The organism is Flavobacterium araucananum, assembly GCF_002222055.1.
In the GTDB taxonomy this organism is placed as follows: domain Bacteria; phylum Bacteroidota; class Bacteroidia; order Flavobacteriales; family Flavobacteriaceae; genus Flavobacterium; species Flavobacterium araucananum.
This window is the reverse complement of the sequence record NZ_MUGS01000015.1, coordinates 94,290-114,205: the sequence shown is the minus strand read 5'-3', so window position 1 is coordinate 114,205 and position 19,916 is coordinate 94,290. Positions and strand designations below refer to the sequence as shown.

The following is a 19,916-nucleotide window of genomic DNA, read 5'->3' as shown; positions in this document are numbered from 1 at the left end:
ACCTGACAAAAAATGGATAAAACTCAATTACCCAAGATGCAAAAAAAATTACACCTATATTTATTACTGTTATGTTCCCTGGCAGGATTTGGAAGCTTTGCGCAAACCTTTCCTATATCGATCACGACCCAACTTACGCAGCCCTCTCCTATTTATTTGACTAAATATGCAGATGCGACTACGATAAATAGTCCTATAAAAATTCAGTTAGTCCTAAACGATTTGACCATTTCAAACCGTCAGGTACGACTTAAAATTTATTTTCAGGGGAACGGTATAGCATTTAATACCAATGATTTTGTGGTAGGTGCAAAACCATTGTATCTCGAAGGAGGATTTCCGCTTCAGTTAACCAATGTCGACTTAGCTCCTTATTTTGAGTATCAAAACTTGTTAGGATTAAACCAAAATCAATATGCACAGCCTTTACCAGAAGGCATTTACAATATTTATGTAGAAGTTTATGATTTTGCTACAGGAAAAAAACTGTCTAAAAAAACAGGCTCAACCACTATTATATTTCAGAATGAACCACCATTTTTAAACCTCCCTTTGAATAATGCTTCGATCATGCAGCAAAATATTCAAAATATTGTTTTTAGCTGGACACCGCGAAGCATCAATGTCAGCAATGTCGAATATGAATTTTCATTGGTAGAAATTTGGGACAATTACACCCCGGTTCAAAATGCATTTGCCTACTCGCCAGCATTGTATACCACTACAACCAAAATGACAACCCTGCAATATGGTATGAGCGAACCTCAACTTATTCCGGGCAAAAAATATGCGTGGCGCATAAAAGCAAAGGCAATTTTAGGTGCCGAAGAAATTGGTGTGTTCAAAAACAACGGTTATACCGAAATTTTTGCTTTTACATACGAAGTATTCTGTACCTCACCATTGGCGATTACAACTTCAGGAGTAAGTCAGGATCAGGCCAAAATAACCTGGAGCGGCAATATAGAAAATTATGATTATCAGGTAAATTACCGCGAAAAAAACGCCAATTCTGACTGGTATAAAGTGGTAACACCTCGAGAAAACATTACCCTTACCAATTTAAAACCAAATACAACTTACGAGTATACCGTAGGATCATCCTGCGATCTTGGTAAATATGTTCATAGTACAATTAATGAATTTACAACCATTGCCAAAGACGAAATTGCTTTTGCCGGTTGTGGTATACAACCCGACCCAAATGACCTGGCCAACAAAACTCCGTTGCCTAATCTTTACCCAAATGATGTTGTATCAGCAGGAGATTTTCCTATAGTAGTGTTGCACGCTACAGGAAGTAATGGTAATTTTTCCGGAGATGGTTATGTAACCCTGCCCTTTTTAGAAAAATTCAGGAAACTGATTGATGCAGCCGATGCATTTGCAGGAAAAGATGAAAACGGAAAATCAAAAAGTAACATTGGTAAATATACCAGAATCCGAATCACTTTTAATAACATTGGTCTTAATACCGACTTTAAATTAATCTCAGGAGAAATTCTTGCCAGCTACGATCCTAACTGGAGCAGTATGGCTGATTTGGATGGGGTTGTAAATGATGTTTTTGGCGATAACGGAAAAGTTATAAATCAAAATGTAGATTTTATTGTAGAATCTGTAACTAAAAACCCTGATGGTACCGTAACTGTAAAAGGTCCTGGTGATGTTAGCTATACGATTCCTAAAACTGTAAATGACATAATAATTACAGATAAAAACGGAAAACAATTTTCTGTACCGGCTAATGCTCCAACAGGAAAAATCGATCAATCCGGGCAACTTGCGGCAGGCGGAATTCCTAATTCTAAAAACACGAACGGAATGGGATCTGGTGGCGAAGTCACAGAAATTTCATCAGAAGATGTAAATGTTATATTCTCTAAGGGAGATGGGAAATATGCTTTTGATATTTCTCCAACAACCGAAAATGGAAACCTGAATAAAACGTATCAAACCATTACAAAAAAAGGCGGTGGTACTTATAAAGTAAATTACAAAGCTATATCAGATAAACCAAATACCGATATTATAGTCGCAACAGCAACTTTCAAAAACGGAAAAACAAAAAAAGACATTATCTTTAAAACACAAAATGGTACTGCTATAGACAGCACTCAAGTGGTTTGGAAAGATGATGTTGCAACACTAACACTAAAAAAGACGTTAGATTTTGCTAAAGAAACAATTATTGCCACTGTAAAACCTGCAACCCCAAAAGATCCAAAAGAGGCTGCTGGCAAATATGATATTGCAGGAACAATTGATTTGTGGCATTTGACCAATAAAAACATTAATCTTAAAGTAATAAGTATTAATAACGCTTCAATTTCTAATGTCGAAAAAGATCTTAATACTATATACAATAAGGCAGGAATTAACTTTAATGTATCAACGCAAAATGTAGATTTGCCTTCAAGTTATTACCCTAAAAATACTATAGAATGTGGAGATAGTGGCTGGCTGGCACAATATACAGCAGAGCAGCAAGCAATAATTGCCTACATAAAAACACAAATAACTTACGAAAAAGATTCTTATTATATTTTAGTAACAAATATTCCGTCTTCAAAAGGTTTAGCTGGTTTCATGCCGCTAAAACGTCAATTCGGTTTTGTATTTGGTAGTGCCAAAGATAAAGAAGAAGACAAAGGAAGCACTTCTAAAACTATTGCTCACGAATTAGGACACGGTGTATTTGGGTTACAACATCCGTTTACGGAATACAAGACTATTACTCCTACCGATTTATTGATGGATTATGGTACTGGAACAGAATTTAGTCATAACGACTGGCAGGTGCTACATGCGCCTGGATTGCAATTGTATTTGTTTCAAGGAGATAAAGACGGAGAAACTTACGGTACTTATGAAAAAATTCCTTATACATTTATCAATTTAGATCAAGATTCCAAAGATAATACTAAAGGGACAGTATCATTTATTACACCAGATGGCCAGGTTGTATCTATCGAGCATCAAAAATTAATAAAATACTACTTTACATATGGATCTGTAGAAGGAACCATAGATGCAATGTCATACTCTAACAAGAGTAAAACAGGATCTTTAAGTAAATTTCAAAAACTTGAAGATGACGGAAAGACGATAAATGAATATATATATGAAACCTCAAAAGGTTATGTTAATCAACAAAATAAAACTATCTATAAAGATCTGGCTGATTTTAGTAAAGTAAATGGTTTTATATTTCCTCTATTAAATGCAAATTCAAATTATGCAATTTTTAAATTATCATTTCCTGTATCAGAACATCAAAATATAAAACAATATAGCTCTGGTACCACAGAAATTAGCCTTGATGTATTTATAAATAAAGTTTCGCCATACACTACTACATTCTTAAATAATTTAAGCAAAGAAATTTCTGTAAATACGGCATGTTTGTGGTGTTATGATCAAAATACAAAAAATATGCTTAAAGGACATTTTGGCAAACCTGAGCAATTATGGATTAATAAAATTGCCGAAATGCGAGTAGTATATCCTGCCTTTTTTGACAAATTTACAGATACATATTCAGAACAATCAGGCGCAGGTGCCACAGCATATGCCGGGACTATAAAAACTACTTATAAATGGGATGAAAACTTTAGAATTAATTTAAACGATCATACCGGATGGAGAGGACAAGCAAAAACATATAATTTTGTTTACGAATTATACAATAGTACTGATAAACAAAAATACTATGAAAAATATTTCCAGTATTTCGACACATCACTAAATGAGCAAGTAAAAACAAATAATGAATGTCTAAAGTCTTTATTTGATCCAAACGTTGCATTACCTGCATTATTAAGTGACGAACAAGTAAAATGTTTAAAATTAGCAACTCAGCTAGAGTTTCAAAATTTAAAATCCGAAAGAGCAATCGCATTGGTTAAAACATTAATGCAAAGAAATTTATGGGCTCAGGAAGAAGAAAAAATTGTAGTAAACATACTTGCCTACACTAAATTTGATTCAAATATTTTAATAGATTTATTAGAAAATGACAAAGTAGTTTTTAGCTGGCCAAACACAAGAGGTGGTTCAGGTCCGGCAACGATCAAAAGAGAGTTCCCTCTTTGGTACATTATGTATCTTAAAATAGATGATGGTAACTTAGTTATTTCCGGAGATAATAGAAAATTACTAATGAGTGTATTCTATCAGCATTTTCTAAGATCAGAAAAATACAATAATGGCATGAAAGAAATCATAGCCAAATATCAGTTAAAATCAATAAAAGAACTTACAGACTACTTCAAAAAACCCGAAGTTGCTTTGACCTATGATTACAAAAATATTTTTGTAAGAGGCTACGCAGACTTTGCATCCTATCTTTCAAATTATACTCAAATTGGTCTATTTTACGATTATGAAAGCAAGGATCATAAATTCCTGTCTATAGATGCTAAATATGATGAACAAACTAAAAAGATCCATGTGGAGCAGTCATTAAAAGAAGGCCTCTTTAAAAGCGAATCAGTACCAATGGATAAACATAAATTTTCTCCATTTGATTTTATGCTCTTTAAAAATCTATCAAAAGAGAATCTTCTTAAAGATTATGAACTTAATAAAGATAAAGACGGAAAACCAATTGCACTTCCTGTTCCCGCTATCTTATCTCTTTATTCTAGTGATGTTGGTGATATGCAAACCCGAGCAGATATTATTCAAACTTCATTAGATGCACTTACTTTGGCTATACCAGGAGGGCAACTAACAAAATTAGGAAGAATAATATTTTATGCAGATAAAGTAAGTTCTGTAGCAAGTATGGCTGGTACAGCTTTTAGAGAACAAAATGAGGAACTTGCCGGCTTTTTTAATAAAGCAAGTTTGGCAACAGGTATCTTATCGGTTACTGATTTGGTATTACCAAATAACATGTTGAAAATTTCTAACGAATTTGCTGCTGTCAATGAGGCTCAAAACATTTTTGATGTTGTTGGCGAAAAGACATTGACTTATAAAGCGATAGATATAAATACGCAAACTGTTGAATTTGCAAAAGAAACTCAGCTTTTAAATACTAATAATAATATAAAACTACTTACAAAACCAACAAAAGAATTGTCTGCGATACAATTAGAAAAAAATCTAAATGCTCTAAAAGAGGCAAACGCAATTACAGCAGCAGAAATAAAAGTCGTAGAGAATGCAATAACAATACTAAGATCAGAAAAAGCAGTTACAGAAACTAGCAGCCTGTTAACTTTACTTGATAAAACTGAATTAAGTTCTTTAAAAACAAAGTTAGATAAGCTTGACAAAGTGTTATATGAAAGATTCATGCTGGATTTTGCAGGTGCAAGCGAAGATGTTTTAAAAGAAATGAATAAAATAGATTCAGAATTTTTCATAGGATGGAAAAATTTTAGAACAAAATACCCAAAAAAACAAATCTGTAATTTTTAAAATACTATGAAAAACTATTTAAAAAGAATATTAATATTACTTGTTTTTTTAGCAAGTTCGTCTTTTACTGTACAATGCTGGTTTTCCTCACTTCAGGATGATTTAAAAATTGGTAGTTCTGAATTCAAGAGCTTTGTTAAAAATAATGATGAAGCATTTGCTTCCTATGAAATTTTATATAACCAGGCACCAGCTTTAAAAACTAATGTCGACGAATTAACATTAGTTTCTAAAAACTTAGAGGCTATTAAGAATGGTGGCGGATACTTAAAATGGAGAGTCACTAGTAAATTAGCAAGCCCAGTTAGTCTTGGAAAACTAATAAAAAAGGTTGGGGATTATGAGATTTACGAAGGGGGCGAAATTTTTTATAGAGCTATGACACAAGAGCATTATGATAGAGTGCTTAAGGGTGAAGGAATCATTGCATCTGGAGAAACATTTACATCTCCAACTCTAAATTACATACTTTATGGCACGAGGACTGGAAATGGTTATGATGGAATTATAGTAAAATTTCAAATGAAACCAGGAACATTCGATTTATTGAAAAGAAAAGCATTAATTAATGATAAAACTGATTACATGAGAGAAATATTCGTAGATCAATTTCCAAGAGGAGTAAATGATGTAAATAAATGGGGTACGAGAGATTATGCACTATTTAAGACAGAAAGTTATCACATGAATAGTCCAAAAGAAATATATCAAGTAAATATTGCATTAGGAAAAGCCGATGCATTGGCAGAATTTAATAAAAATATTTTGTTTTTTGAAGTAATACCAAGAGTAAAAAAATGATAAAAGTAACAGAAAAAGATTGGGAGATTTTTCATGAAAATTTTCGAATTAGTAGAGAGGAATTATTACCTATATTTCCTTACAAAGCAAATTTTAAAGAGCTAAAACAATTGCTATTAGAGTCAAAAAATGATTCTGTTTTTAACAGAAGATTTAACGCAATATTGTGGAGATTTCCAATTTCTATGTCGGAAAGTGATTTTATAAAACTATTGCATTTTTTTTTATTAGAATACTGGCATCATGATCATGAACAAATTATTACATCGTTACAGCAATATTACAATAATGATAAAAATAGTATAAATTATTTAATCAAAATAATCTCAGAATTACCTGATTTTTACAAACATGATGAGGACCTTAAATACCCCTTTATTCGAAAAATAATTTATGCCATTGGTGCACAGCCTGAGCCATACAATATTGAAGCATTAGAAACTCTTTTACAAACGGACGATGAAGAGATCAAAAAATTAGTACTGCATCAAATTGAAAAAAGAAAAGAACTTGGTCGATGGGAAGCTGAGGATAATGAATAATTTAAAATTACATCGCTCTGCGAAATGACTTCATAAAAAACTGCGCAATTGTCTTTGCGCAGTTTTTTTATTGCTTTTTTACTCATAAAGATGTCAAAAGTCTCCTGACTTTTTCCAATTGTATTAGATAGTGGATTAAGCGATAGATTAGTTGATTTTATAGAAAAGTCAAAATAAATTAAGATTAAAAAAACCTTTTAAAGTTAGACTTTAGAAGGCTCCTACCATTCAAAAAAAATAATTGCTTACTAAACAATATAAAAATGATTATTTGTACAATCGAAATCTTATTTTAATTTGAACTTATTTTTTTGCCGGATTATTTGTTATTTTCAATAAATAGGTTCCTTCGGGCAAATCGGCAATATTAGAAGCATTACTTCCTATTATTTTTCTTCCTTGCGAGAAAACCTCAACATTTTTAGAACCTGTATTGGTCTCAGTAGTTGTTGTAGGAACCGCTGTTACTGTCTTTGCAGGAACTGTAGCTTTTACAGTTGCAACAGTAGCTTTTTTGACTGCTGTACTCGAAACCGGAGCAGTTTCTGCAACGGTCGCAATAGTCGATTTTGAGCTGTTGTAAGATTCCATAACCTGCTCAGCAGTCATGGCAACATTATATATTTTTAGATCGTCTACATCTGCGTTGATTCCTGCCGTACCGTTTAAGGCTCCTAACCTAAGGATATAACCTTTGGTCAAACGTGAAATTCCGTCTGCTGATTTTAATAATTCGCCATTGCGGTATATTTTTGAGTTAGTACCATCATAAGTAATACTATACAAGTACCAAACTTCTTTTGATAGCGGAACAGAAACTATAGCGTTGTTTGTATCTCCCCAGCCAACAAGACTTAAGTCTGAATTTCCTGCGGCGGCTGTTTGTTGCAATAGTCCAAAATATTGTGTATTTACGGCTGTACCATAACCCAAAATATAATTTGGCGCAGTAATAGTATTAAATTTTACCCAGATAGATATTGATCTTGGTTTATTATCTTGCGGCAGATCCCCTACTACACCTTGCAAAACCTTATTAGTAAGACGTTGCGCTCCCTTGGCAACTCCCATTCTGTCATTTACAAAATTAGCAGCTCCCAAAAAGGAAATGCTATTATCAGTATTGTTTAAATTTCCGTTGAAATTGAATTCCTGAACTGGATTTTGAGCATTACTATTTAAAAAACTTACAAACATTAATGTTAGTAATAATTTTTTCATATTTACAGATTTAAGGGGATTTAAGAAAGTGTTTCTTTAAGAACACTAAACTATATTATAATGTATATGAGCAAAAATTTATTCGACAACAAACCTAAATAATCGTTAAATAACCAAAATTGATGCTTTTAAACTCTTAATTAAATTTGCTTATACTTTTATAAATTTTGTTAAAACTATAAATTTAATTCAATATTTCCAAACAGTTCTTACTTATAAATGTAGTATTCTTACTTAAATAAAGAAAAAACAACGTTTAAGGGTAACGACATTTAAGTTTTGTAAAAACATTTTTACAAAAAAAACTCCATTCGAAAAACGAATGGAGTTTTATATCTCAGAAAGTAAATTATATTACTTTACAAATTCAATTTTTTGAACTTCTTCTTCATTGACACTATCAAAAAAGCCTTGTTCGTTCATCCAGTCATCGCTAAATACTTTACTCATATAACGAGAACCATGATCAGGGAAAATCGCAATTATATTGCTGTCTTTTGTAAACTCACCTTCTTCTGCATATTGTTTAATCGCTTGCATTACTGCTCCGGAAGTATATCCAACAAATAATCCTTCTTTTCTGGTGATCTCTCTGGCTGCGTGAGCACTCTCTTCATCTGTTACTTTGATAAACTTATCGATAATATCGAAATCTGTAGCAGATGGAATCAGGTTTTTGCCTAAACCTTCTATACGATACGGATAAATCTCTTTGTTATCAAATTCTCTTGTTTCATGGTATTTTTTTAATACGGAACCAAAAGCATCAACACCTAGAATTCTAATATTTGGATTTTGCTCTTTTAAGAATTTTGCAGTTCCGGAAATAGTTCCTCCCGTTCCGCTACAGGCCACAAGATGTGTGATTTGTCCTTTTGTTTGTTCCCAAATTTCAGGACCTGTAGTGTTGTAGTGTGCATCAATATTTAATTGATTAAAATACTGATTGATGTAAACTGAACCTTTTGTTTCTTCGTGCAAACGTTTGGCTACATTGTAATAAGATCGCTCATCATCTGCTGAAACGTGTGCGGGGCAAACATAAACCTTTGCTCCTAAACTTCTCAACATGTCAATTTTATCTTTGGATGATTTTGAGCTTACTGCTAAAATACAGCTATATCCTTTTATAATGCTCACCATTGCTAAACTAAATCCTGTATTTCCTGATGTCGTTTCGATGATGGTATCACCTGGCGTTAGAATTCCTTTTTTCTCAGCTTCTTCAATAATATATAACGCTATTCTATCTTTTGAGGAATGTCCTGGATTAAAAGCTTCTACTTTTGCGTAGAAATTACCTTCTAACTCTTCGGTAATTTTATTTAGCTTAATAAGTGGGGTATTACCTATTAACTCTAAAACATTATTATAAGCGTTTATTTCTTCTTTCATAAAAAAATAGTTAATCAAAGGTATATTTTACATAACCTTGATAGGTTGCAAATTTAACAAAAAATTTCTAATTAGCTTTTAATTTTTTCTAAATCTAATAAAAAACTAAATTCTTTTGCTAAGTCTTTTAAAGCCTCAAAACGTCCAGAAGCACCGCCGTGTCCAGCATCCATATTGGTATCTAAAAATAAAAGATTATTATTTGTTTTTAGATTTCTCAATTTAGCCACCCATTTAGCTGGCTCCCAATACTGTACCTGCGAATCGTGCAATCCTGTAGAAACATACATGTTAGGATAGTTTTGCGCTTTTACATTATCATACGGTGAGTAGGATAACATATAATCGTAATATTTTTTATTATTTGGGTTTCCCCATTCGTCATATTCTCCGGTTGTTAACGGAATACTGTCGTCCAGCATGGTTGTGATAACATCTACAAAAGGTACCTGAGCTATAACTCCTTTGTACAATTCCGGCGCTTCATTTACAATAACGCCCATCAAAAGTCCTCCTGCAGATCCTCCTTCGGCATATAAATGTTCCGGAGATGTGTAATTCTCGTTTATTACAAATTTAGAGCAATCGATGAAATCTGTAAAGGTATTTTTCTTTTTTAACAGTTTTCCATCCTCATACCATTGTCTTCCCAAATCTTCGCCTCCTCTAATATGCGCGATAGCATAAACAAAACCGCGATCTAAAAGCGAAAGTCGTGTCGATGAAAAATAAGTATCCATTGTGATTCCGTATGAGCCATAAGCGTAAAGCAATAACGGATTTTTGCCGTTTTTATTTAATCCCTTACGATAAATCATCGAAATTGGCACTTTTACACCGTCTCTTGCAGTTGCCCAAACACGTTCTTCGATATAATTATCCTTATCAAACTTACCTCCTAAAACCTGCTGCTCCTTTAAGATTTCTTTGGTTTTGGTTTTCATATTAAAATCGATTACAGACGAAGGTGTTGCAAGCGATTGATAACTGTAACGCAAAACATCCGTATCAAAATCTATATTTGTTGTCGTGTAGGCGTTGTAAGTCTCGCTGCCAAAAGGAAGATAATAATCGGCATCACCATTCCAGGGCATGATACGGATATGGTTTAATCCGTTTGAGCGCTCCTCAACTACTAAATAATTTTTAAAAATTTCGATATCTTCTAATAAAACATCTTCACGATGTGGTATAAGATCGGTCCAGTTTTTCTTTCCTGTTTTATTTTCAGGCGTTTTCATTAACTTAAAGTTAGTTGCCTTATCTTTATTGGTTAAAATGTAAAAAGAGTCCTGAAAATGCGAAATACTGTACTCTAAACCACGTACACGAGGCTGGAAGACAATAAATTCTCCATCAGGCTCATCAGAATTCAAAATTCTATATTCGGTTGTCAGCGTACTTCCTGAACCAATAACAATATATTTTCTTGATTTTTCTTTGCTTATCGAAACATTAAAAGTATCATCGGTTTCATTAAAAACCAAAACATCAGCATTCGAATCTGTGTTTAATTTATGTCTAAAAACTTTGTCAGCCCTTAAAGTAACCTCATCTTGTTTGGTATAGAAAATAGTAAAATTGTCATTTGCCCAAACTGATCCGCCCGTAGCATTTTCGATTTTATCGGATAAAATCTCGCCTGTTTCCAGATTTTTTACCTGAATAGTATAGATTCTCCTTCCCACAATATCAACTCCAAAACTGGCAAATTTGTTATCCGGACTTATACTTAAACCGCCAAGTTTAAAATAAGCATGTCCTTTTGCCAATTCGTTACAATTGAACAAAATTTCTTCTTCTGCCAAAAGGCTTCCTTTTTTTCTGGAGAATATTGGATAATCCTGACCAGTTTCGAAACGTGTAATGTAATAATAACCATTATAGAAATAAGGAACAGACGAATCGTCTTCTTTAATTCTGGCTTTCATTTCTTCATACAAATTTTCCTGAAGGCCTTTTGTATGCGAAGTCATACTCTCGTAATAAGAGTTTTCTTTGTTTAAATACTCTATAACCTCAGGGTTTTCGCGGTCGTTTAACCAAAAATAATTATCTACCCTTATTTCTTTATGTTTTTTTAATGATTTTGAAATTTCTTTGGCTTGTGGAGCCATTATATCGTTTTGCATTGATTGAGCATTAGTTTTTAAATACGAAGAAGCAAAAATACTACAAAGACAACAGAACCAAATTAATTTTTTCATAAAATATTCTATTGTTATCATACAGCAATATACTAATTTTGTATGAAATAATTTAAAATCAACAAAAATGGATTTAATGGGAATGATGGGTAAACTTAAAGAAACCCAACAAAAAATTGAAGATACAAAAAAGCGTTTAGATACTGTTTTGATTGATGAACAAAGCGCTGACGGATTATTGAAAGTAACCTTGACTGCAAATAGAAAAGTACAATCAATCTCTATTGATGACTCTTTGCTGGAAGATAAAGAACAACTGGAAGATTACCTTATTGTAACCTTAAACAAAGCAATAGAAAAAGCAACAAGTGTAAACGAGCAGGAGCTTGACGCCGTTGCAAAGATGGATATGCCAATGATTCCGGGAATGGATAATTTGTTCAAGTAAGATAAAAAAACACCTTTTTACATAAATTCGATTCATTTATAAACATAAATGAATCGAATTTTTTTTTGTGCAAACATTTTTCAAACTACTTTCAATTCTATTTTTTTTCAACTACAAAACAATGGAAATCAACAGAAAACGTTTGCGTAGATTTTTTTTTATCCTGACAAATATCAGCTTTATTCTCTTCGTATATCTTGATATTTGATAGAGATAAAAAGCATAATGAAATATATTTTGGCTACAAATAATAAAACAATTGTAGTATTTATTTTTTTTAATTGATAAAATCCGAGGTCTTAAAAAAGGGAAAACAATTAAGAAGGCATACACAAAAGTATAGAATGAAAAATTATTTACAATCAGATCTTTAGAGTTACTTCCTACTTCAGACTCAAAACATTCGTAAAAGATAATTAGTGATCACAATCTGCAAAACTGTATTAAAAGTGAATATTAACTATAACACAAATTATTATGAATGAGAAAACTTTAAGTCCAAATGGAACCGAAAACAAAACGGCAGACAAACAAAATGCCGGTTTAGTAAAAGATGCCGTTAAGGAAACTCAAAAAGTTGATGCTGTTGCTCATGTCGAAGAACTTGCCAAAAAAGGAGCTGTTGCACTCGAAAAATTCCTGGAACTCAATCAGGAACAAGTTGATTATATCGTTGCAAAAGCCTCGGTTGCTGCTGTCGATCAGCATGGTGTACTTGCCTTGCATGCTGTTGAGGAAACCGGTCGCGGTATTTTTGAAGATAAAGCAACCAAAAATATGTTTGCTGCCGAGAATGTAACCAACAGCCTGAAAAATTTAAAAACCGTAGGTATCATAGGCGAAGATCAGTTATCGGGAATTGTAGAAATTGCAGAACCAGTTGGTGTTATCTGCGGCGTTACACCAACAACAAACCCTACTTCGACCACAGTATTCAAAGCCCTGATCGCTCTTAAAACCCGTAATCCAATCATATTTGGTTTTCATCCCTCGGCACAACAATGTTCTAAAGCCGCTGCAATTGTTGTTCGCGATGCTGCAATTGCTGCCGGAGCACCGGAAAATTGCATTCAATGGATCGAATACCCATCTGTAGAAGCAACAAATGCGCTAATGAATCACCCAACGATCGCAACAATTCTGGCAACAGGAGGAAACGCAATGGTTCGTGCCGCTTACTCTTGTGGCAAACCTGCATTGGGTGTTGGCGCCGGAAATGTTCCTGCCTATATCGAAAAAACCGCCAATATAAAACAAGCCGTTTACGATATTGTACTTTCAAAATCATTTGACTGGGGCATGATTTGCGCTTCTGAACAAGCCGTTATTATAGATAAAGAAATTTATGAAGAAACAAAAGCAGCCTTTAAACACCATCATGTTTATTTTGCCAACGAAAAAGAAAAAGAAAAATTAGAACAACTAATGTTTGGTGTTACTGCCAAAGGTGTAAACTGTGCCGGTGCAAAACTAAACGCTGCTATCGTTGGAAAATCTCCCCAATGGATCGCAGAACAAGCCGGTTTCTCTGTGCCTGAAAATATTGTAATCATAGCAGCCGAAGTAACAGAAGTTGGTACAAACGAGCCATTAACCAGAGAAAAACTATCTCCCGTATTAGCGATTCTAAAATCAAACTCAACTCAGGAAGGTATTCGATTGTCTGAGCAAATGGTAGAATTTGACGGACTTGGTCACTCTGCAGCCATTCATACAAAAGACGAGAAAATAGCCAAAGAATTTGGAGTTGCAGTAAAAGCCATTCGTATTATCTGGAATTCACCTTCGACCTTTGGTGGCATTGGAGACGTTTACAATTCATTTATTCCCTCTCTAACCCTTGGATGCGGATCTTATGGAAAAAACTCTGTTTCCGGCAATGTAGGAGCTATAAATTTAATAAATATCAAGCGAATTGGTAGAAGAAACAATAATATGCAGTGGTTCAAAGTACCTTCAAAAATCTATTTCGAGCCCAACTCGATTCAATATCTAAAATCAATGCAATCTCTTGAAAAAGTGATGATCATAACTGATTTAAGCATGCTAAAACTTGGTTTTGTTCAAAAAATCATAGACGTTTTAAACCGTCGTGCCAACAAAGTCGATGTTAGGATTTTCTCTAATGTAGAGCCGGATCCAAGTATTGAAACTGCAAGAGCAGGTGCCGAAACAATGTGCGAATTCCAACCCGATACCATTATTGCCCTGGGCGGAGGATCTGTTATGGATGCTGCCAAAGTCATGTGGCTATTGTATGAGCAACCTCAGGTTTCGTTTGATGATGTCAAGCAAAAGTTCTTAGACATTCGTAAACGTGCCGTAAAAATTCCTACCCTTGGAAAAAAAGCAAAAATGATTTGTATACCTACGACTTCAGGAACAGGATCAGAAGTAACTCCTTTTGCTGTGATTTCAGATCATTCTGTCAATAAAAAATATCCATTGGCAGATTATGCTTTTACACCAACTGTTGCTATTATCGACTCTGAATTAACCAAAACCGTCCCTCCTTCTATTATTGCAGATACCGGTATGGATGTTCTTACACATGCAACAGAAGCGTATGTTTCTATTGTTGCCAACGATTATACTGACGGACTTGCCTTGCAGGCTATAAAAATGGTCTTTCAATATTTGGAGAGAACCTATCTTGATGTCAAAAATGACGATGAGGCCCGTGATAAAATGCACAATGCCTCAACAATTGCAGGTATGGCATTTGCCAATGCAATGCTAGGAATTTCTCATTCTATGGCGCACAAAATAGGCGGAATGTTCCATACACCACACGGTCGTACAAATGCTATTTTATTGCCTTATGTAATTAAGTATAACGGAGAGGTTCCGGGAAAACTTTCGGTGTGGCCAAAATATTCTACCTACAAGGCAGATCAAAAATATTTTGAAATTTGTCAAATGTTAGGCCTTCCTGCAAAAGGACCAAAAGACGGACCTCAGGTTTATGCTCAGGCGTGTTATGAATTAGGCAAAAAAGTGGGAATAAAAATGAGTTTTAAAGAACAGGGAATTGATGAAAAAGAATGGCTGGCAAAATTAAACACTCTTGCCATGAATGCCTTCGAAGATCAATGTACTCCTGCAAACCCACGTTTGCCGCTGGTTAAGGATATGGAAGAAATTATGCGTAAGGCCTATTACGGAGAAAAAATCTAGAGATAGATTTCGATAAATACTTAAAGAGGCTGTTTCATAATTAATGAAATAGCCTCTTTTTTTAACCTTTGTTCCTCTAAACCTTTGCACCTTTTTTTTAAAACTTCTGCAGTGTTTCGATTACATACGTATGCATTACCTCTTTATAATCTAAATGTGTTACAACTCTTAGTTTGTTATGTCCCATTGAGCTTATCAAAATATTTTTTTGTTTTAATTTTTCAATCAAAAGCTGATCGCTATATCCTTCTGTTAATGAAAAAATTAAAATATTGGTTTCTACAGGTTCAATAAAAGAAACCCAGGGTTTTGTACTTAAAACTGCTGCAATCTCTTTAGCTCTTCTATGGTCTTCGGCTAATCTTTCGATGTTATTTGCCAAAGCATACAATCCGGCTGCTGCCAAATAGCCAACCTGACGCATTCCACCACCTAATATCTTCCTGATTCTCAACGCCCTGTGAATATCAGCTTTGCTTCCTAACAAAATTGAACCTATTGGAGCACCCAATCCTTTTGACAAACAAACCGAAATAGTGTCGAAAATAGCTCCAAATTCTTTAGGGTTTTGTCTTTTGGCAACCAATGCATTCCAAATTCTGGCTCCATCAAGGTGGAATTTTAAATTATTAGCATCACAAACCTGTTTTATTTCTCTTAAATCTTCTAATTCATAACAAGCCCCACCACCTTTGTTGGTTGTATTTTCGACACAAACCAAACTGGTCAACGGACTATGGTAAAATTCAGGATCATTAATTGCCGCTGCTACCTGACTTGCTGTTATCATCCCCCGGTCCCCATCTAATAAACAGCAGGAAACGCCACTATTAAACGAAACTCCGCCACCTTCATAATTATAAACGTGGGCATATTTATCTGCTATTAATTGCTCTCCCGGTTGTGTATGTAATTTTATAGCGGTTTGATTTGCCATAGTTCCTGACGGAAAAAAAAGTCCGGCTTCCATACCAAAAAACTCTGCCACTCTGGTTTCCAACTCAATAACCGTTGGATCCTGCCTGTATACATCATCGCCAACATGAGCGTTAAACATATACTGCAACATTTCGTATGTAGGTTTGGTAATGGTATCGCTAATTAAATTTATTTCCATATTCTAAAAAGTATATCTTTTTTGTACAGCAAAATTACGTATTACTGCTAGTTATTCTTGGCAAGTTTTGCTAAAATTTAACTTGCGAATACTATTGAACCAAATTAACGTAATATTTATAAAAAAAATATAAAACTAACATTAATATTCTAAAATTGACTTATAATTTTAAAAACCAATTTGTTAGCCGAGTAAAATACACTATATCTATAGCCCGGAAAACAAGGCGAAATATGTTAAAATTAATTCTATAATCTAAAAACTATATCTTATTTTTGTACAACAAAATTACGTCTTAGATAAAATCATTTTATCGCGTAATATTCAAAAAACAAATAAAACTACTATTAATTTATGACAACTACCGAACAAATAAAAGGTATTGTGGAGCGCCTTGGTGCGTTGAGGAGGTATCTTTGACGTTGATGCCAAACTAATTGAAATTGCCAACGAAGAAGAAAAAACTTTCGCACCAGACTTCTGGAACAATGCAAAAGAAGCTGAAGTCATTGTAAAAAACCTTCGAAACAAGAAAAAATGGATCGAAGATTATAACAAAGCAATCGAACTTACAGATGAATTGCAACTTGCCTATGATTTTTATAAAGAAGGAGAACTTTCTGCAGAAGAATTAGACGGACATTATAATACGACACAAACTCATATCGAAAACATCGAGTTCAAAAACATGCTTTCTGACGAAGGTGACAGCTTAAGTGCCGTAGTGCAAATTACTGCTGGTGCCGGCGGAACCGAAAGTTGTGATTGGGCCGGAATGTTAATGCGTATGTACATGATGTGGGGCGAAAGCTATGGTTTTAAAATAAAAGAGCTTAACTTTCAGGCTGGTGAGGTTGCAGGAATCAAAACTGTGACACTCGAGTTTGAAGGCGATTATTCTTTTGGATATTTAAAAGGAGAAAACGGTGTGCATCGTTTGGTTCGAATCTCTCCTTTTGACAGTAATGCCAAACGCCATACTTCGTTTGCCTCTGTTTATGTTTATCCCCTTGTGGATGACAGTATCGAAATTGACATTAATCCTGCCGATATCGAAATCACCACATCTCGTTCCAGTGGTGCCGGAGGACAAAATGTGAACAAGGTCGAAACTAAAGTACAGCTAGTACACAAACCAACCGGAATTCAAATTCAGTGTTCTGAAACAAGATCTCAGCAAGACAACAGACAACGCGCCATGCAAATGTTACGTTCTCAATTGTATGAAATCGAGTTGAAAAAACAGCAAGCACAACGTGCAGATATTGAAGCCGGAAAAATGAAAATCGAATGGGGTTCACAAATACGCAATTATGTAATGCAACCTTATAAACTGGTAAAAGATGTTCGTACAGGATATGAAACCAGCGATGTTGATGGCGTTATGAACGGAAATATAGATGCTTTCCTAAAAGCATTCCTTATGATGATGGGACAGAAAGAAGAAGAATAGCTGTTAATATTCAGTTTTCAGTCGCAGTTTTCAGTAAACTGAGACTGTAAACTGTAAACTGAGACTGTAAACTAAATAAAAAAGTTATGATTAAATGGGCAGATATAATTCGTTATACAAATAAAGGAAATCCAGTTCCTGAAAAAAGAGTCGAGAAAACTCCTGAAGAATGGAAACAAATTTTAACGCCGGAAGAATTTCAGGTAACACGTTTAAAAGGTACCGAAAGATCCTTTAGTTCTGAGCTTTGCAGCTTATTCGATCCTGGAATATACGAATGCAAATGCTGTGGTACTTTACTTTTTGACGCCAGCGAAAAATTTGAATCAGGAACAGGCTGGCCTTCTTTTACTCAACCCTTAAAAGAAAATGCGATTGCTTATCACGCTGACAAATCATACGGAATGATTCGTGTAGAAGTCGTTTGCAATACCTGCGATGCACATCTGGGGCACATTTTTCCTGATGGCCCTGAACCAAGTGGTTTACGCTATTGCATCAACGCAATATCATTATCTAAAATAAAAGAATAAATATACTAAAAGCGATTCCTCCCAGAGTGAATCGCTTTTTTTTTAAATTAAAGTTGTAAACCTATAATGAGGTTAAAAAACCGTTTTGATGACCTTTTAAAAAAATTAAAAAACAGCCATCAAGTAAGTTTTAACCTACCAACTTTAGCAATACCTAAAGTTAAATTAAAAAGCAGGTCGAAAAAATTAAAAATAAATTCTTCATTTTGATTATTTAACACAAATCAATTCCTGAATTTTTTCAAAAAAAGAATATATCGAAAAAGGCTTAAGAGAAACTTACAAAATACTAAGTTCCTTATACCATCAACAGCAGCATGAATCCAGCATAAAAACACTCTAAAATCAACTGATTTAAAATAAGATAGCGTAGAACCAATCCGGTCTCCAATTTTAATTTTGCTGGCTACAAAAAGACATTTAAAAACTTACAAATAGTTTGACAAGAAGGTTTTACGATCTGTAATAATTCAAAAACAATCAATAAATTAATAGATTTAATGTTAAATTTGTAATATTTAAACTATTATTTAAAATACTATTTAAAAAACTTCAAAATAAGATTAGGTAATTTAAATCTAATTGATTTTATTTGGTGCGAAATAACCCCTAAATCAATTAAATTCATTTCAATGAAATCCTATTCAATTCACGAAATTAATGAAGTTATCAATGGCGTAATTTACGGCACAACTTCGCAAAGCATAACAGCAACAGAACAATTAGAAAAAGCGACTACTTCTGAAATTTCATTTATAGGAAATAAAAAATATGAAAAATTCTGGGAAGGATCAAAAGCTTCAATTGCGGTTGTAAATGAAGACATTTCTATTGAACCTGGAAACAATCGTGCTTTTATTAAAGTAAAAAATGCAGATTTGGCGATGTCTCAAATTTTAGCCCTTTTTGCCCCACCTACTCCAATTTTCCGTAACAACATTCATAAATCAGCAAATGTTGATGAAACCGCTATTATTGGCGAGGGTGCACGAATTGGTGCAGGATGTTATATTGGTCCAAAAGTTGAAATTGGTGCAAATGTCACGATTTATCCAAATGTTACTATTTTAGACGAATGTACTATTGGTAAAAATACAATCATTTGGTCCGGAACTGTCGTTAGAGAACGTTGTCATATTGGTAATGATTGTATCATACATCCCAATGCAACAATAGGTGCAGACGGTTTTGGATTTCGCCCTTGCAGTGAAAAAGGATTAGTTAAAATTCCCCAAATTGGAAATGTAATTATTGGAAACGGAGTTGAAATTGGAGCAAACACTTGCGTGGATCGCGGAAAATTTAGCTCAACTGTTCTTGGTGACGGATGCAAAATTGATAATTTAGTTCAAATTGGACATAATAGTAAATTAGGTAAATTTTGTATTATGGCCGGAAACAGTGGTTTAGCCGGTTCTGTAACTTTAGGAAATGGTGTAATTATTGGCGGAAGCGCTTCTATAAAAGATCATACCAAAATTGGCGATGGTGCAATTGTAGGTGCTGGTTCAGGTGTCGTTGGTGATGTACCTGCCGGTAAAACAATGTTGGGATATCCTGCTGTCGAAGCTCGTGATGCCTTAAAACAATGGGCTATTCTTAAAAGAATGGTTTGCGATTCTAAAAAATAAGATACAATATCGATATAAAAA

At 34.0% G+C, this 19,916-nt stretch carries 12 protein-coding genes; 8 read left to right on the top strand and 4 right to left on the bottom strand.

Annotation, left to right across the window (positions count from 1 at the left end; translation table 11 throughout):
* The first annotated feature begins 12 nt into the window (after positions 1-12).
* The 3 genes from B0A64_RS10575 to B0A64_RS10565 are packed head-to-tail and all read left to right on the top strand — an operon-like array spanning position 13 to position 6,773.
* Positions 13-5,430 carry a fibronectin type III domain-containing protein gene (locus tag B0A64_RS10575; RefSeq protein ID WP_089479485.1) on the top strand — a complete coding sequence of 1,806 codons (5,418 nt, stop codon included), beginning with the start codon at positions 13-15 and terminating at the stop codon, positions 5,428-5,430.
* 6 nt (positions 5,431-5,436) lie between these two features.
* A complete protein-coding gene (locus tag B0A64_RS10570) occupies positions 5,437-6,231 on the top strand; it encodes a hypothetical protein (protein WP_089479484.1) in 795 nt (264 codons plus the stop codon).
* Complete coding sequence (locus B0A64_RS10565) at positions 6,228-6,773, top strand: hypothetical protein (RefSeq protein ID WP_089479483.1); 546 nt, start codon at positions 6,228-6,230, stop codon at positions 6,771-6,773. The genes B0A64_RS10570 and B0A64_RS10565 overlap by 4 nt, the downstream gene beginning before the upstream one ends.
* 303 nt (positions 6,774-7,076) lie before the next feature.
* Here the strand turns inward: B0A64_RS10565 and B0A64_RS10560 are convergent, their stop codons facing one another.
* The 3 genes from B0A64_RS10560 to B0A64_RS10550 form a co-directional block, all read right to left on the bottom strand.
* A complete protein-coding gene (locus B0A64_RS10560; RefSeq protein WP_089479482.1) occupies positions 7,077-7,994 on the bottom strand; it encodes a LamG domain-containing protein in 918 nt (305 codons plus the stop codon).
* A gap of 354 nt (positions 7,995-8,348) precedes the next feature.
* Positions 8,349-9,389, bottom strand: coding sequence for a PLP-dependent cysteine synthase family protein (locus B0A64_RS10555; RefSeq protein ID WP_089479481.1), 1,041 nt, complete (start codon positions 9,387-9,389; stop codon positions 8,349-8,351).
* 71 nt (positions 9,390-9,460) lie between these two features.
* A complete protein-coding gene (locus B0A64_RS10550) occupies positions 9,461-11,596 on the bottom strand; it encodes a S9 family peptidase (RefSeq protein WP_165769794.1) in 2,136 nt (711 codons plus the stop codon).
* 67 nt (positions 11,597-11,663) lie between these two features.
* On the opposite strand from B0A64_RS10550, the gene B0A64_RS10545 reads away from it, so the two are divergent.
* Together B0A64_RS10545 and adhE are read left to right on the top strand one after the other, a co-directional pair.
* Positions 11,664-11,984 carry a YbaB/EbfC family nucleoid-associated protein gene (locus tag B0A64_RS10545; RefSeq protein ID WP_089479480.1) on the top strand — a complete coding sequence of 107 codons (321 nt, stop codon included), beginning with the start codon at positions 11,664-11,666 and terminating at the stop codon, positions 11,982-11,984.
* A 477-nt stretch (positions 11,985-12,461) separates the two neighbouring features.
* The gene (gene adhE / locus B0A64_RS10540) at positions 12,462-15,161 is read left to right on the top strand and encodes a bifunctional acetaldehyde-CoA/alcohol dehydrogenase (protein WP_089479479.1); all 2,700 of its coding nucleotides are present in this window, start codon (positions 12,462-12,464) and stop codon (positions 15,159-15,161) included.
* A 97-nt stretch (positions 15,162-15,258) separates the two neighbouring features.
* On the opposite strand, the gene B0A64_RS10535 is transcribed toward adhE, so the two are convergent.
* Entirely contained in the window at positions 15,259-16,278 is a 1,020-nt protein-coding gene (locus B0A64_RS10535) for a threonine aldolase family protein (protein WP_089479478.1), read from the bottom strand.
* Between the two features lie 354 nt (positions 16,279-16,632).
* Between B0A64_RS10535 and prfB the strand changes: the two genes are divergently transcribed.
* The 3 genes from prfB to lpxD all read left to right on the top strand — a co-directional run bounded on the left by prfB (position 16,633) and on the right by lpxD (position 19,895).
* Positions 16,633-17,731, top strand: a protein-coding gene (gene prfB / locus B0A64_RS10530) for a peptide chain release factor 2 (RefSeq protein WP_109746178.1) whose coding sequence is annotated in 2 segments (ribosomal slippage) — positions 16,633-16,695 and positions 16,697-17,731 — 1,098 coding nt in all. Because the reading frame shifts where the segments join, the coding sequence is not laid out codon by codon here.
* A gap of 86 nt (positions 17,732-17,817) precedes the next feature.
* The gene (gene msrB, locus B0A64_RS10525) at positions 17,818-18,264 is read left to right on the top strand and encodes a peptide-methionine (R)-S-oxide reductase MsrB (RefSeq protein WP_089479476.1); all 447 of its coding nucleotides are present in this window, start codon (positions 17,818-17,820) and stop codon (positions 18,262-18,264) included.
* Positions 18,265-18,896: 632 nt separating this feature from the next.
* Positions 18,897-19,895, top strand: a complete 999-nt coding sequence (lpxD, locus tag B0A64_RS10520) for a UDP-3-O-(3-hydroxymyristoyl)glucosamine N-acyltransferase (protein WP_089479475.1) — start codon at positions 18,897-18,899, stop codon at positions 19,893-19,895.
* Positions 19,896-19,916: the final 21 nt, after the last annotated feature.

Bases quoted from the DNA above. Each gene is read 5' to 3' on its own strand.
- B0A64_RS10575 (WP_089479485.1), top strand. From the start codon at position 13: ATGGATAAAACTCAATTACCCAAGATGCAAAAAAAATTACACCTATAT.
- B0A64_RS10570 (WP_089479484.1), top strand. From the start codon at position 5,437: ATGAAAAACTATTTAAAAAGAATATTAATATTACTTGTTTTTTTAGCA.
- B0A64_RS10565 (WP_089479483.1), top strand. From the start codon at position 6,228: ATGATAAAAGTAACAGAAAAAGATTGGGAGATTTTTCATGAAAATTTT.
- B0A64_RS10560 (WP_089479482.1), bottom strand. From the start codon at position 7,994: ATGAAAAAATTATTACTAACATTAATGTTTGTAAGTTTTTTAAATAGT.
- B0A64_RS10555 (WP_089479481.1), bottom strand. From the start codon at position 9,389: ATGAAAGAAGAAATAAACGCTTATAATAATGTTTTAGAGTTAATAGGT.
- B0A64_RS10550 (WP_165769794.1), bottom strand. From the start codon at position 11,596: ATGAAAAAATTAATTTGGTTCTGTTGTCTTTGTAGTATTTTTGCTTCT.
- B0A64_RS10545 (WP_089479480.1), top strand. From the start codon at position 11,664: ATGGATTTAATGGGAATGATGGGTAAACTTAAAGAAACCCAACAAAAA.
- adhE (WP_089479479.1), top strand. From the start codon at position 12,462: ATGAATGAGAAAACTTTAAGTCCAAATGGAACCGAAAACAAAACGGCA.
- B0A64_RS10535 (WP_089479478.1), bottom strand. From the start codon at position 16,278: ATGGAAATAAATTTAATTAGCGATACCATTACCAAACCTACATACGAA.
- msrB (WP_089479476.1), top strand. From the start codon at position 17,818: ATGATTAAATGGGCAGATATAATTCGTTATACAAATAAAGGAAATCCA.
- lpxD (WP_089479475.1), top strand. From the start codon at position 18,897: ATGAAATCCTATTCAATTCACGAAATTAATGAAGTTATCAATGGCGTA.